Here is a 14,387-nt window from a genome sequence, read left to right as displayed (position 1 = left end):
CAGGAGATATTGCTAACCAGACACAGCAGTCGAGGAGGTACAGTATGCGAGCGCGTGTTATGACCCTTCTGGCTGCGCTTTTGCTCAGTGCAAACGCGATGGCAGCCATCAAAATCGATAATCACCAGGCACGAAATATGGATGATGTGCAGAGCTTAGGCGTGATTTATATAAACCATAACTTCGCCACTGAAAGTGAAGCAGATCAGGCATTGAATGAAGAGACAGATGCGCGAGGCGCAACGTACTACCACGCCATCCTGACCCGGGAACCGGGAAGTAACGGCAACATGCGCGCCAGCGCGGATATTTATCGCTAGCACCAGGAAAAACCAACGAGAACATTGCCATAGTTTGACTTGCCCCCTTCACCGGGGGCTTTTTTATGGCAAAAGCGGCCCCGGAATCAGGCCGGTAACATCCCGAAGGAAGTAATGATTCCAGGGCACGTGTCTTACTTTTGTCCGTAATAGGCGTCAGGCCCATGCTTACGCATAAAATGTTTATTCATTAAATAATCGTCGATCGGGCTGAGCGCCGGATTGATACCGCGAGCAATCCATGCCATCCGCGCGACCTCTTCCATCACCACCGCATTATGCACGGCATCATGCGCATCTTTGCCCCAGGCGAACGGCCCGTGCTGATACACCACGACGCCAGGCGTATGCAGCGGCTGACCATCACCCAGCGTTTCGATAATCACATGGCCGGTGTTCAGCTCATATTCACCCTGCACTTCTTCTTCGGTTAACGCCCTGGTACAGGGGATATCGCCAAAGAAGTAGTCCGCATGGGTTGTGCCCAGCGCCGGGATCGCCAGCCCTGCCTGCGCCCACGCCGTGGCATGCGTAGAGTGCGTGTGCACAATGCCGCCCAGCGAAGGGTAACGACGGTACAGCGCCAGATGCGTGGCGGTATCGGAAGAAGGCCGCCACTGCCCTTCCACCACATTGCCCTGGAGATCCACCACCACCATATCGTCCGCTTTCATGGTTTCATAAGCCACCCCGCTAGGCTTAATGACCACCAGCCCACGCTCCCTGTCGATCGCGCTGACGTTGCCCCAGGTGAAAGTCACCAGGCCATAACGCGGCAAATCCATATTGGCTTCAAAAACGTGCTGCCTGAGTTTTTGCATTATGCTGTCTCCACCAGACCGGCGCTGGCCATACGCGCTTTCACCCAATCACGCGCTTTCGCCACCTCACGCGCCGGATCGTCCGACGTTTCACTCCACATCTCAATCAGGTATGGCCCGCAATACCCACTCTGCTTGAGCGTGGCGAAACAGCGTTCAAAATCGACGACACCTTCACCAAACGGCACGTTCTTGAACACGCCTGGCTTCGTATCTTTGACATGAACCGCGACGATATGCCCCATTCCAGCCTGCAACTCCATCTGCACATCGTTATCCCAGGCTGACAGGTTGCCAATATCAGGATAAAGCTGGAACCACGGGTTATTAAGATAGTGCGCATAACCCAGCGCTTTGCTGATGGAGTTCATCAGAGGGTAATCCATGATCTCCATCGCCAGCGTGACCTGGGCACGGCTTGCCATCTCGACGCTCTCTTTCAGCCCATCACGAAAACGACGGCGCGTTTCATTGTTGGCCTCCTGATAGTACACGTCGTAACCCGCAAGCTGGATGACGCGAATACCAATATCCTGCGCAAACTGAATGGCTTTACGCATGATCTCCAGCCCTTGCGCACGTACAGCATCATCTTCGCTGCCCAACGGAAAGCGACGATGCGCGCTCAGGCACATGGACGGCACCCGCACGCCGGTCTCAGCGATAGCGCTCACCAGCGCCAGGCGCTGCTCACGGTTCCAGTCGAGGCGCGCCAGGCGGGCATCGGTTTCATCGACAGACATTTCAACGAAATCGAAGCCCAGTTCTTTCGCCAGCCGCAGGCGATCCAACCAGCACTCCCCGGCGGGGAGCGCTTTTTCGTAGATGCCAAGCGGAGTCTGTTTAGACAGCATATCCGCTCCTTATCCCCACAACTGGGCGATAGAACGTTTGAACTGACGCGCGGCTTCAACCGGAGAGGCGGCGTCGCGAATGCTGCGACCGGCAATAAAGACATGGATTGGAATGCCCTTAAACAGCGGCAGGTCTTCCAGCGCCAGGCCGCCGGTCACAGTCACTTTAAAGCCCATATCAGAGAGACGTTTGATCGCGCTGATATCCGCTTCGCCCCAGGCCACGCCAGCGGCCTGTGCATCACGGCTACGGTGATAAACCACCTGCTGAATCCCCGCATCGCGCCACTCCTGCGCCTGCTCCCAGGTCCAGTAGCCGGTCAGTTCAATCTGCACATCGCCGTTAAACTCTTGCGCCACTTCCAGCGCGCCTTTGGCGGTGTTGATATCCGCGCAGCAGATAACCGTCACCCAATCCGCGTTGGCTTCAAAGCACATACGAGAAAGAATTTTCCCCGCGTCCGCAATTTTGGCGTCAGCCAGCACGATCTTATGCGGATAGAGCGCTTTCAGATCGCGTACCGCACGTACGCCTTCACCCACGCACAGGATGGTGCCAACTTCGATAATATCGACTTCTTCCGCGATCAGGCGGGTCGTTTCGTAAGCGTGGGACAGCGTCTGGTTATCCAGCGCAACTTGCAACATAGGTAATGACATTTCTATTCCTTACTTAAACTGCCGCCGCAGTGGCGTTATCAATTAAATCCAGCACATCCTGCTCGGTACGGCAGGCGCGTAAACGGTCAAAGTTGGCTTCATCTTCAAACAGGTTGACGATTTGCATGATGCCGTCTTCCTGATGCGCGCGGGCATCCACTGCCGCCAGCGTGATGAGGATATCGACCGGGTCATTATCTTCGTGGTTGAAGACCATCGGCGTTTTCAGCGTCACCAGCGCGAAGCCGGTTTTTTTGACGCCCTCTTCCGGGCGGCCATGCGGCATCGCCAGGCCTGGCGCAATCACAAAATACGGACCAAAACGCTCTACGCCATCAAGAATGGCCTGGTAGTAACGCGGCTCCACAACATCTGCTTCCACCAGCAGGTCTACGCCGATTTTCACCGCCTCCTGCCAGGTGCTCGCTTCTGCATTCAGGCGAATGGACTTATTCTCCGCCAGCGAATCACGTAATTTCATGCTGCGTCCTTATTTCAGGTCGTTCGGAAAGTGCTCTTTGATCACTTCCATCAGTTTCGGACCAAAATCAGCGGCGGAAAGCATATTGCGCACGCCCACCACATATTTATTACCGGAGACGGTGATTTCGCTGGCGACGTGCGTCGAGGCAATAATGATGTCCGCGCCGTTCAGCTCACTTTTGTACTCACCCACTGCGCAGCTATTTACCGTGTGCGCAACGCCCTGCTGCGTCAGAAACTGGTCAACTTTCATTTTCATGATCATTGAACTACCTTGCCCACAACCACAAACAGCCAGAATACGTACGGTCATAATCGGAACTCCTTATTAAGCAGAGTGTTCTGCCAGTTGTTTTTCTGCATCTTCTTCAGCGCGCAATGTGCGCCCTGCGAAGAACATATAAGCCAGTGAAATCAGTATCATGACGCTCATAAACATCAGCCCGATGCTGACGAAGCCTTGCATCATCGGAGGCGCCAGAATCGACCAGTCCGCCATTCCCATCCAGGCGCTCATACCGGTCAGTTTCACCGCCCAGACGCAGCCAAAGATTTCGATCATGCCCATAACCAGGCAAATCTTGAGCGCCGCGCGCCAGCCGCCAAAGTGGTTAGCGAACACGCCAATCGTGGCGTTAGAGAAGAACATTGGGATAAAGCCAGGGATAATCAGAATGGAAGAACCGCAACCTACCAGAATACCAACGGCGATCAGCTGACCAATCGTGCCCCACATAAAGCCCCAGACCACCGCGTTCGGCGCGAAGCTATAAATCGCCGCACAGTCAATCGCCAGCACAGCACCGGGGATCAGACGCTGAGAGATACCGTTAAATGCTTCGGACAGTTCTGCGACAAACATGCGCACGCCCTGCGTGATGATGAAAATAGCGACAGCGAACTGGAAGCCGGTTTGCAGGATATAGATAGACCAGTGCGTTTTACCCGCCATCGCCTGAACCACATCCAGGCCAAAAGAGAGCAGGATCGCGCCGAAGAAGATGGTCATGACAATTGCCGTGGAGACGATATTGTCGTGGAAGATATTCAGCCAGCCGGGCAGTTTGAGATCTTCAACGCTCTCTTCTTTTTTACCGAGATATGGCGCGACTTTATACGCCAGCCATGCGGCAAACTGTTGCTGGTGACCAATGGAGAAACCACAGCCGTCTGTAACTTCCTGCGTCGGCTTATACATCATATTGGAGGTGATCCCCCAATACAGGGACACCAGAACCGCCGTGCAGATAATGGTGGTCCACATCGGATAACCGAAGATGTAGAAGAACACCGCGATCAGCCCCGCCTGCTGGAACATGATATGCCCGGTAAGCATGATGGTGCGAATCCCGGTAATCCGGCGCAGCAGCACGTAGCCGATATTCAATGCCAGCGCTAACAGCACGGCATACCCGACCCAACTGTAGGCATCGCCCATGCGTTCGATCGTCGCCATCATGGAGGCGTAAGTATCAGAAATCGCGCCGTTGATGCCATACACCTCAGACATCTTCGCCACGACGGGCTTAAAGGTACTGGTCAGGATGCCGGACCCTGCCTGTAATAACATGAAACCAATAATGGTTTTTATCGTACCTTTGATAATAACGCTGACACTTTTGCGTAGGAGGATATAGCCCAGACAGGTGACAATACCCAGTAGCAGCGGAGCATTGGTCATAACCTGGTTAAAGAAAACGGTAAAGATGTTGTAGAGGATCTCCATAACGATCTCCAGTAGACGAAGTTGCTGAGCTCTGCGTACGCTCAGGTTGTTGTGTCACCACTCTAATTTTCAAAAGTAATCACAACAAGATTGAATTTGATTAATTGTGACGCACCACGCAAATAATTCCCACACTTCAGAAAAGGATTAACCCGACGTTAACCAGCCATCAATAAAACTCATTTTAATCAAATAGATATATTTAATTTCAATAGTTATACGCCCTTCATTACGTTCTCCTTTACTTCCAGACCGCCCTTCACAAGCAAAAATATGCCGTTGCCATCTTGAAAAAATAATGTCAGGATTAATCAAAACCAATCACACACTGATTCAATTTGAACAAACATGAAGGTAAATGCGATGAGTAAAGTGAAAAGTATCACGCGTGAATCATGGATCCTGAGCACCTTTCCTGAGTGGGGAAGCTGGCTGAATGAAGAGATCGAACAGGAACAGGTCGCGCCCGGCACATTTGCTATGTGGTGGCTCGGTTGCACCGGCATCTGGCTGAAATCAGAAGGCGGCACCAACGTATGCGTTGATTTCTGGTGCGGCACCGGCAAACAAAGCCACGGCAATCCGTTGATGAAAACGGGCCATCAGATGCAGCGCATGGCTGGGGTGAAGAAATTGCAGCCGAACCTGCGCACCACGCCGTTTGTTCTCGATCCTTTCGCGATTCGCCAGATCGATGCCGTGCTGGCCACTCACGATCATAACGATCATATCGACGTCAACGTCGCCGCAGCGGTGATGCAAAACTGCGCTGACGATGTGCCTTTCATCGGGCCGCAAACCTGCGTTGACCTGTGGATTGGCTGGGGCGTGCCGAAAGAGCGCTGCATCGTGGTCAAACCGGGCGATGTTGTGAAAGTGAAAGACATCGAAATTCATGCGCTTGATGCGTTTGATCGTACTGCGCTCATCACGCTTCCGGCCGATCAAAAGGCGGCGGGCGTACTGCCGGACGGCATGGATGCGCGCGCGGTGAACTACCTGTTCAAAACGCCGGGCGGTACGCTGTATCACAGCGGCGACTCTCACTACTCCAACTACTATGCGAAGCACGGCAATGAGCATCAGATCGACGTGGCGCTCGGCTCCTATGGCGAGAACCCGCGTGGCATCACCGACAAGATGACCAGCGCCGACATGCTGCGTATGGCGGAAGCGCTGAACACGAAAGTTGTGATTCCGTTCCACCATGATATCTGGTCGAACTTCCAGGCCGATCCGCAGGAAATTCGCGTTCTGTGGGAAATGAAAAAAGATCGCCTGAAGTATGGCTTCAAGCCGTTTATCTGGCAGGTTGGCGGTAAGTTCACCTGGCCACTGGATAAAGACAATTTTGAATATCACTACCCGCGTGGTTTTGATGACTGCTTCACGATGGAACCGGATTTACCGTTCAAATCCTTCCTGTAATTGTTCTCCGATGCCGGGTTTTCCCGGCATTTTTCTATATTTACTTTAGTATTTTCAGGCTATTTCAAATATCATCTTTTAAAATCAATTCGTATCGGAATAGCTCATGACTGAAGCACAAAGACATCAAATATTGCTGGATATGCTGGCGCAATTGGGCTTTGTTACCGTCGAGAATGTGATCGAACGTCTGGGGATCTCCCCGGCCACGGCGCGTCGGGATATCAACAAGCTCGATGAGAGCGGAAAGCTCAAAAAAGTGCGTAATGGCGCCGAAGCGATCGCTCAGCAACGTCCGCGCTGGACGCCGATGAATCTGCATCAGGCGCAGAACCACGATGAAAAAGTGCGCATTGCTAAAGCGGCAGCGCAACTGGTGAATCCTGGGGAAAGCGTGGTGATCAACTGTGGATCGACCGCCTTTCTGCTGGGCAGAGAAATATGCGGTAAGCCGGTGCAGATCATCACCAACTATCTCCCGCTGGCGAACTATCTGATCGATCAGGAACATGAAAGCGTGATCATCATGGGAGGTCAGTACAACAAGAGCCAGTCCATCACGCTTAGCCCCCAGGGCAGCGAAAACAGCCTGTATGCCGGGCACTGGATGTTTACCAGCGGCAAAGGCCTGACCGCAGACGGTCTGTATAAAACCGATATGCTCACCGCTATGGCCGAGCAGAAAATGCTCAGCGTGGTCGGGAAGCTGGTGGTGCTGGTGGATAGCAGCAAGATCGGCGAGCGCGCAGGCATGTTGTTCAGCCGCGCTGATCAAATCGACACGCTGATTACGGGCAAAAATGCTAACCCTGACATTCTGCAACAGCTTGAAGCGCAAGGCGTTAGCATTCTGCGCGTTTAAAGATGCTGGCGGAAAAACGACACCGTTGCCGCCAGCGCCTCTGGCGTAATACGGTGGCGTACGCCTGCTTCCCACAGACAGGTCAGGTTCTGATCCCTGTTCGCCTGAATCAGCGCCTGTTGTAAGCGGAACGTTTCCACCGCAGGGACGACGTCATCTTCCTGTCCATGCCATAGCAGCAGCGGCCGGTCGGCCAGTTTTGGCAACTGATGCGCCACCTCCCACTCAGCCAGGGGAGCAATAATGTCGTCAAATTCTCGCTGTTGCTCCGGCGTCTCAGGAATTAATGGCGGAAAAAGCGTATGCGCCAGTCGGGTGAAATAACCCGACCCCATCAGGCTGGCGACGCATTTTACCTCCGGGTGGCGGGCCATGACCCCCAGCGCTGTCATACCGCCCATTGATGCGCCCCCCACGGCCAGACGTTCTTCCAGCACCCAGTTTTCCTGTTGAACTGCCGCACGTAACGCAGCGAATTCCTGCATGTTTTGCCGCAGAATCTGCCAGAATTGGGTCATTCGCCCCTGCGCATCACCGCTAAACCGCGCGCCATGCTCAGGCGCATCCGGCATGATAACCCGGAACCCGGCCTGCGCCAGGGCAACCGCAAAGTAGCTATAGACCAGGCTGGAAGAGGTAAAACCGTGGTAAAAAATAATACATGGAAGGGGCGTGTCACGTTTACCGTCAGGAAACGCGTGGAGTATGGAATGTCCTGCCAGGTACCGTGTTTCTATTTTTATCATATATCCCCCTTTCTCTGATATGCCACGGAGAAATACATAACTCAAGTTAATGAGTACGGCAATGATTCATAATGTTGAGAAGTGGATTACGCTTTCACTCTATTTTCATTCGAAAATCGCGTGAGAGATAACAATTTGGGAACATTCCCCCTAAAGGAAATTAATAAGGCACTACACTATGGCTATCAGTAAACGAGATAGAGTTATGCGACGGTTCGCCCCATTGATGCTGGTACTGTTTTTAAGCGCCTGTAGCGTATTGCAAGGGACGCCGCAACCAGCACCGCCAGTCGCTGACCATCCTCAGGAAATTCGCCGTGACCAGACACAAGGGTTGCAGCGCCTGGGAACGGTAAGCTCAATGGTTCGGGGTTCTCCTGACGATGCTGTGGCAGAGATCAGAGCGAAAGCCGCCGCCGCTAAAGCAGATTATTACGTTATTTTGTTGGTTGATGAAACCATCGTAACAGGCCAATGGTATTCGCAAGCCATCCTGTATCGTAAATAGCGGAAGGTTGAAATTTAGTCAGCTTTACATTGCTTTGCGCCTCTATGCGTTTACCTGTGCACAATGAAATCATGGGATGACCGCAATGGAATGCCCTGTTGAATGCGGGGTCACGTAAAAGGAGCTGACGATGAAACGATCTCTTGCCTTATCCTCACTGCTGCTTTCTGCCGGTCTGGTGAGTACGACGGCGCAGTCTGCCGAATTCGCCAGCGCGGACTGCGTAACGGGCCTGAATGAAATTGGTCTGATATCCGTGAGTAATATTTCGGGAAATCAGCAGGATGTGGAACGTATCATTGCGTTAAAAGCCGATGAGCAGGGCGCTTCGTGGTATCGGATTATCCAGATGTACGAAGAACAGCAGCCCGATAACTGGCGCGTACAAGCCATACTTTATGCGTAACAGATTGCCTGATGGCGTAAACTTATCTGGCCTGCACCGATCGCAGGCATGATAAGACGCGCCCGCGCCGCCATCAGGCAAATCGTTATCGCAATCCCCCCGTTGCCCGCAGCAACAGATCATTTTGCACCTGTTCAGACAGGCGTAACACGCCGCGCGTGTCCAGCATCATTTGGCACCAGGCCTGTGCCAACGGCGGAGAAGCATAGCGCAGCATTTGCGCCCCGCAACCGAGCAGGAACAGCTGCTGCGTTATCTCCCGTCCCTGCGCTTCATCGGGTTTGCGCAAGCGCTGTTGCAGCTGACGTACCGCCCGATCATAATGCCGATCCTGCCCTTTGACCTCCGCAAAAGCCTCGTTGAGCAGCTCATAGACGCCGGTCTGTTTACTCAGCACCCGCAGCACGTCCAGACACATGACGTTTCCCGACCCTTCCCAGATGCTGTTGACCGGCATCTCACGATACAGGCGCGGCAGCTCGCTCTCCTCGCAATAGCCAACGCCACCGAGCACTTCCATCGCCTCGGCAACAAAGGGAATACCGCTTTTGCAAATAGCAAACTTCGCGGCTGGCGTGAACAAACGCACCCGGAGCGCTTCTTTCGGGTCGCTGCGACGATCCCACGCGCGAGCCAGACGAAACAGCAGCGCCGTCTGGCCTTCAAGCTGGAGCGCCATACGACTTAAAACCTGCCGCATCATGGGCTGATCAATCAAAGATTTGCCGAACACCTGCCGCTGATGCGCGTGGTAAATCGCCACGGAAAACGCCCGGCGCATCATACTATGACTGCCCAGCGCGCAATCAAAGCGGGTCATCCCTCCCATCTTCAGTATGTGACGAATCCCCTCACCTTCCTCACCCAGTAGCCAGCCTACCGCATCCTGAAACTCAACCTCGCAACTGGCATTAGAGCGGTTGCCCAGTTTGTCTTTCAGTCGCTCAAGGCGAACGCCGTTTCGCTGCCCGTCAGGCAAAAAACGCGGGACAAAAAAGCAGGATAATCCGCCTTTCGTCTGCGCCAGCACCAGGTGCGCGTCACTTTGCGGCACGGAGAAAAACCATTTGTGCCCCACCAGGCGCCAGGTGCCGTCGTCCAGTCGCTCTGCCCGGGTGGTGTTACTCAGCACATCGGAGCCGCCCTGCTTTTCCGTCATGCCCATGCCAATCAGCAGGCCGCGTTTTTGCCCTCCGGGCAGGAGGTGTGAATCATAGCGATCGCTGCATAGCGGCGTTAACCAGTCGTGGAAGGGGGATGGCAGCATCTGTAGCAGCAGCGGCGTGGCGGCAAAAGTCATCGTAACTGGACACAACGTGCCCGCTTCCACCTGCGCATGCAGCATGAAACGCGCAGCCCGCGCGACAAACGCCCCCTGTCTGGCGTTCTCTTCCCAGGCCAGGTTATGCACGCGGTTAGCGCACAAGCCCTGCATCAGCAGATGCCAGGCGGGATGAAAACGAACATCGTCCAGCCGCTGCCCTTGTGGATCGTAACGTAGCAGTTCAGGTGGAAAGGCGTTCGCCAGCCGCCCCAGCTCCAGCGACTCCGCAGTGCCCAGTTGTTGACCGATGCTGGCGAGAAGATCGCTGTCCCAGCCCGCGCCTTCACGGGCGACCGCCTCGCAAAGCGCGCCATCAGACAGGAATAAATTGCTGTTGTTGAGCGGTGCCGGTTGGTTAAAAACGGTATGCGTTTGCCAGTGCATTGTGTTTCCCTCCGTCAATGGCAGTCGCATTAAGTATGGTCAGCCTGCGGGGGACACGCCTGGGATAACGGTCACAAAAAAGCCATCCCGAGGGATGGCTTCATCAGTCAAAAGCGCTTAGCTGCGCTGTCGCACCGCTTCAAACAAGCAGATCCCGGTCGCGACGGAGACGTTCAGCGACGACACGCTGCCCGCCATCGGAATGCTGATCAGCTCATCACAGTGCTCGCGGGTCAGACGACGCATCCCTTCGCCTTCAGCGCCCATCACCAGCGCCATCCGGCCGGTCATTTTGCTCTGGAACAGCGTATGGTCAGCTTCGCCCGCCGTACCGACAATCCAGATATTCTCTTCCTGCAACAGACGCATGGTACGCGCCAGGTTGGTCACACGGATCAGCGGTACGCTTTCGGCTGCGCCGCAGGCCACCTTTTTCGCCGTTGCGTTAAGCTGTGCGGAACGATCTTTCGGCACAATGACCGCATGTACGCCAGCGGCGTCTGCGCTACGCAGACAGGCGCCGAGGTTATGCGGATCGGTCACGCCGTCGAGGATCAGCAGGAAGGGATTGTCGAACTTCGCGATCAGATCAGGAAGATCGTTTTCCTGATACTGGCGTCCCGGCTTCACGCGCGCAATGATCCCCTGATGTACCGCACCCTCGCTTTTTTCATCAAGATACTGGCGGTTCGCCAGTTGGATCACCACGCCCTGCGCTTCCAGCGCATGGATCAGCGGCAGCAGGCGTTTATCTTCCCGCCCTTTCAGAATAAAGACGTCCTGAAAGCGCTCTGGCGCACGTTCCAGCAGAGCCTGCACCGCGTGGATGCCGTAAATCATTTCACTCATTGATGGTTCTCATTGATCAATTTTGCCGGGCGGCGCGATGCCTGCCCGGTCTACAGTACAAACGCCCTCTCCACGCAGGGGGAGAGGGGGAAATTACTCAGCTGACTTTTTCTTCGCCGCGCGCTTCGCTTTTGTCGCGGCAGCGATTTTCTGCGTCTTTGCCGATGGATTTTTGGCTTTCTTCTCTTTCTTCGCCTTACCTTTCGCTTTCTCGCCGCGGAAGGCGCTATCCGGTTCGAAATTCACCTTTTTGCCCACCTGACGACGCTTACCGGCATTTTTAGCCGTTTCGCCTCTTTTCGCTTTCTCACGCGCGGTTTTACCGACGTTGCGCGGGGCGCGTTCGCTGGAGATCAGGCTAAAATCAATTTTACGCTCATCCATATTGACCGCTTCAACGCGGACTTCCACGCGGTCGCCCAGACGGTAGGTCTGGCCGCTGGATTCCCCCATCAGACGCTGCCCTACCTGATCGAAACGGTAGTAATCGTTATCCAGCGAAGAGACGTGTACCAGACCATCAATAAACAGCTCATCCAGACGAACAAAGAAGCCGAACCCGGTTACGCTGGAAATCACCCCTTTAAAGACGTTCCCCACCTGATCCAGCATGAAGTCACACTTCAGCCAGTCAGAGACGTCGCGCGTGGCTTCGTCAGCACGGCGCTCGGTCATAGAACAGTGCTGGCCCAGTTGCAGCATCTCTTCCATCGAATAGTGGTAGCCGCCCGTTTCCGTCGTGTTGCCCTTATGCCCTTGCTCATGCGCCAGCAGATACTTAATGGCACGGTGCAGCGACAGGTCAGGATAACGGCGGATCGGCGAGGTAAAGTGCGCGTAAGACTGCAATGCCAGACCAAAGTGGCCACGGTTTTCTGGATCGTAAATTGCCTGTTTCATTGAGCGCAGCAGCATGGTTTGCAGCATTTCCGCGTCAGGCCTGTCGGCAATCGACTCCAGCAGCTCCGCATAATCACGCGGTTCCGGCTTATTGCCGCCCGGCAATTCCAGCCCCAGCTCCGCCAGAACGGAACGGAAGGAGGTAATCGCCTCGGTGCTCGGCTTGTCGTGGATACGGAACAGCGCAGGCTCTTTGGCTTTCTCAACGAATCGCGCCGCCGAGATATTCGCCAGAATCATGCATTCTTCGATCAGCTTGTGTGCGTCATTACGCTGCGTCTGCTCGATACGTTCAATGCGACGTTCAGCATTGAAGATAAACTTCGCTTCTTCGCTTTCAAATGAGATGCCGCCACGCTCTTCGCGGGCGTTATCCAGCACTTTGTAGAGGTTATGCAGCTCTTCGATGTGCCTGACCAGCGGCGCATACTGCTCGCGCAGGTCCTGGTCGCCCTGTAGCATATGCCAGACTTTGGTATACGTCAGGCGCGCATGGGAACTCATCACCGCTTCGTAGAATTTATAGCCGGTTAAACGCCCTTTTGATGAAACGGTCATTTCGCAGACCATACACAGGCGGTCAACCTGTGGATTCAGCGAACACAGGCCATTGGAGAGCACTTCCGGCAGCATCGGCACAACCTGCGACGGGAAATAGACCGACGTCCCACGGTTGCGCGCTTCGCGATCCAGCGGCGTTGGCGGACGCACGTAATAACTTACGTCAGCGATAGCCACCCACAGGCGCCAGCCGCCACCGCGTTTCTTCTCGCAGTAAACCGCATCGTCAAAGTCACGGGCGTCTTCGCCATCAATCGTCACCAGGGGTAAGTCGCGCAGATCCACACGGCCTGCTTTCGCCTCTTCCGGCACTTCTTCTTTCAGACCGGCGATCTGCTGTTCTACCGCCTGCGGCCAGATATAAGGAATTTCATGGGTGCGCAGCGCCATATCGACAGCCATGCCAGTGCCCATGTTATCGCCGAGAACCTCAACGATTTTACCGACCGCTTTAGTGCGGCGGGTCGGGCGCTGGGTGAGTTCCACCACCACCACAAAGCCCATGCGCGCGCCCATCACCTCTTCAGGCGGGATCAGGATGTCGAAGCTCAGACGGCTATCGTCCGGCACCACAAAGCCCACGCCAGCATCGGTAAAGTAACGACCGACAATCTGGCTGGTTTTCGGCACCAGAACGCGCACGATACGCGCTTCGCGGCGGCCTTTACGATCGGCCCCCAGCGGCTGCGCCAGTACCTGATCGCCATGAATGCAGGTTTTCATCTGCTCACTGGAGAGATACAGGTCATCTTTACGTCCTTCGACACGCAAAAAGCCGTAGCCATCACGGTGGCCGATAACGGTACCTTTCAGCAGGTCGAGGCGTTCCGGCAGCGCATAGCACTGGCGGCGGGTAAAGACCAGCTGTCCGTCGCGTTCCATCGCGCGCAGACGGCGGCGCAGGGCTTCCTGCTGCTCTTCACCTTCAATGTTCAGTTCCGCAGCCAACTCATCACGGTTGGCTGGTTTTTCACGTTTTGTTAAATGTTCGAGGATAAATTCCCGGCTCGGGATAGGGTTAGCGTATTTTTCAGCTTCACGTTCCAGGAAAGGATCTTGTGACATGGCGGTTCCTCCGTTGTCAGCTCTGATGAAGATTTTCGTCACTCCACCAGCAATAATTTATAAAGCGGTTGATTCTCTTCAACCAAATCGGCAAGCGTGTAGTTATCCAGTTCCTTGAGAAAACTTTGCACGGCCTTCGAAAGTGCCTGCTTGAGTCGGCAGGCAGGAGTAATGTGGCAAAATTCGCTGCTGCAATTTACCAGAGATAAAGGTTCCAGCTCACGAACCACATCACCGATAACAATAACATTAGCCGGTTTACCCAGGCGGATACCGCCATTTTTTCCTCGAATAGCAGTAACGAAGCCCGCCCGGCTAAGTTGATTGATTATTTTGACCATATGATTACGGGACACGCCGTAGACTTCTGTCACCTCAGAAATACTGGTCATACGTCCTTCGGGTAGCGACGCCATATAGATTAGCGCACGTAATCCGTAATCGGTGAAACTCGTTAACTGCACATCAACCTCAGGAAAAGGGGAAAACG

General features: G+C 54.4%; 16 protein-coding genes. 5 read left to right on the top strand and 11 right to left on the bottom strand.

Going from position 1 to position 14,387, the window contains the following annotated elements; genetic code table 11:
- Positions 1-44: 44 nt before the first annotated feature.
- Positions 45-320 (top strand): DUF1471 family protein YjfY, encoded by a 276-nt coding sequence (gene yjfY, locus OGV83_RS19460; RefSeq protein ID WP_024130788.1) that lies wholly within the window; start codon positions 45-47, stop codon positions 318-320.
- Between the two features lie 134 nt (positions 321-454).
- On the opposite strand, the gene OGV83_RS19455 is transcribed toward yjfY, so the two are convergent.
- The 6 genes from OGV83_RS19455 to ulaA are packed head-to-tail and all read right to left on the bottom strand — an operon-like array spanning position 455 to position 4,864.
- Complete coding sequence (locus OGV83_RS19455) at positions 455-1,141, bottom strand: L-ribulose-5-phosphate 4-epimerase (protein WP_012134412.1); 687 nt, start codon at positions 1,139-1,141, stop codon at positions 455-457.
- Complete coding sequence (locus tag OGV83_RS19450; protein WP_012134413.1) at positions 1,141-1,995, bottom strand: L-ribulose-5-phosphate 3-epimerase; 855 nt, start codon at positions 1,993-1,995, stop codon at positions 1,141-1,143. Before OGV83_RS19450 ends, OGV83_RS19455 begins: the two co-directional genes overlap by 1 nt.
- Before the next feature lie 9 nt (positions 1,996-2,004).
- Complete coding sequence (gene ulaD / locus OGV83_RS19445; protein ID WP_024130789.1) at positions 2,005-2,655, bottom strand: 3-keto-L-gulonate-6-phosphate decarboxylase UlaD; 651 nt, start codon at positions 2,653-2,655, stop codon at positions 2,005-2,007.
- Between the two features lie 13 nt (positions 2,656-2,668).
- Positions 2,669-3,136: a PTS ascorbate transporter subunit IIA gene (gene ulaC, locus OGV83_RS19440; protein WP_012134416.1), complete on the bottom strand. Its 468-nt coding sequence runs from the start codon at positions 3,134-3,136 to the stop codon at positions 2,669-2,671.
- Positions 3,137-3,145: 9 nt separating this feature from the next.
- Positions 3,146-3,451, bottom strand: a complete 306-nt coding sequence (ulaB, locus tag OGV83_RS19435) for a PTS ascorbate transporter subunit IIB (protein ID WP_024130790.1) — start codon at positions 3,449-3,451, stop codon at positions 3,146-3,148.
- A 15-nt stretch (positions 3,452-3,466) separates the two neighbouring features.
- Positions 3,467-4,864 (bottom strand): PTS ascorbate transporter subunit IIC, encoded by a 1,398-nt coding sequence (ulaA, locus tag OGV83_RS19430; RefSeq protein ID WP_012134419.1) that lies wholly within the window; start codon positions 4,862-4,864, stop codon positions 3,467-3,469.
- 363 nt (positions 4,865-5,227) lie between these two features.
- On the opposite strand from ulaA, the gene ulaG reads away from it, so the two are divergent.
- Positions 5,228-6,292, top strand: coding sequence for an L-ascorbate 6-phosphate lactonase (gene ulaG / locus OGV83_RS19425; protein ID WP_024130791.1), 1,065 nt, complete (start codon positions 5,228-5,230; stop codon positions 6,290-6,292).
- A gap of 106 nt (positions 6,293-6,398) precedes the next feature.
- The gene (ulaR, locus tag OGV83_RS19420; protein WP_012134422.1) at positions 6,399-7,154 is read left to right on the top strand and encodes an HTH-type transcriptional regulator UlaR; all 756 of its coding nucleotides are present in this window, start codon (positions 6,399-6,401) and stop codon (positions 7,152-7,154) included.
- Here ulaR and yjfP read toward each other — a convergent pair.
- Positions 7,151-7,900: an esterase gene (yjfP, locus tag OGV83_RS19415; protein WP_286464389.1), complete on the bottom strand. Its 750-nt coding sequence runs from the start codon at positions 7,898-7,900 to the stop codon at positions 7,151-7,153. The genes ulaR and yjfP overlap by 4 nt on opposite strands.
- Before the next feature lie 178 nt (positions 7,901-8,078).
- Here yjfP and bsmA point away from each other — a divergent pair, with 178 nt between their 5' ends.
- Positions 8,079-8,408, top strand: a complete 330-nt coding sequence (gene bsmA / locus OGV83_RS19410; protein WP_012134424.1) for a biofilm peroxide resistance protein BsmA — start codon at positions 8,079-8,081, stop codon at positions 8,406-8,408.
- A 130-nt stretch (positions 8,409-8,538) separates the two neighbouring features.
- Complete coding sequence (gene yjfN, locus OGV83_RS19405) at positions 8,539-8,814, top strand: DUF1471 family protease activator YjfN (protein ID WP_012134425.1); 276 nt, start codon at positions 8,539-8,541, stop codon at positions 8,812-8,814.
- An 85-nt stretch (positions 8,815-8,899) separates the two neighbouring features.
- Here the strand turns inward: yjfN and OGV83_RS19400 are convergent, their stop codons facing one another.
- The 4 genes from OGV83_RS19400 to nsrR all read right to left on the bottom strand — a co-directional run bounded on the left by OGV83_RS19400 (position 8,900) and on the right by nsrR (position 14,361).
- Positions 8,900-10,522 (bottom strand): isovaleryl-CoA dehydrogenase, encoded by a 1,623-nt coding sequence (locus OGV83_RS19400; protein ID WP_286464387.1) that lies wholly within the window; start codon positions 10,520-10,522, stop codon positions 8,900-8,902.
- Positions 10,523-10,639: 117 nt separating this feature from the next.
- Positions 10,640-11,371 (bottom strand): 23S rRNA (guanosine(2251)-2'-O)-methyltransferase RlmB, encoded by a 732-nt coding sequence (gene rlmB, locus OGV83_RS19395; RefSeq protein WP_012134428.1) that lies wholly within the window; start codon positions 11,369-11,371, stop codon positions 10,640-10,642.
- A gap of 93 nt (positions 11,372-11,464) precedes the next feature.
- Entirely contained in the window at positions 11,465-13,897 is a 2,433-nt protein-coding gene (rnr, locus tag OGV83_RS19390) for a ribonuclease R (protein ID WP_024130793.1), read from the bottom strand.
- 38 nt (positions 13,898-13,935) lie between these two features.
- A complete protein-coding gene (nsrR, locus tag OGV83_RS19385) occupies positions 13,936-14,361 on the bottom strand; it encodes a nitric oxide-sensing transcriptional repressor NsrR (protein ID WP_024130794.1) in 426 nt (141 codons plus the stop codon).
- Between the last annotated feature and the right edge of the window lie 26 nt (positions 14,362-14,387).

The organism is Citrobacter sp. CK189, assembly GCF_030333505.1.
In the GTDB taxonomy this organism is placed as follows: Bacteria; Pseudomonadota; Gammaproteobacteria; order Enterobacterales; family Enterobacteriaceae; genus Citrobacter_B; species Citrobacter_B koseri.
Note: the sequence above shows the minus strand (reverse complement) of the source record. Positions and strands in the feature narration are given on the sequence as shown.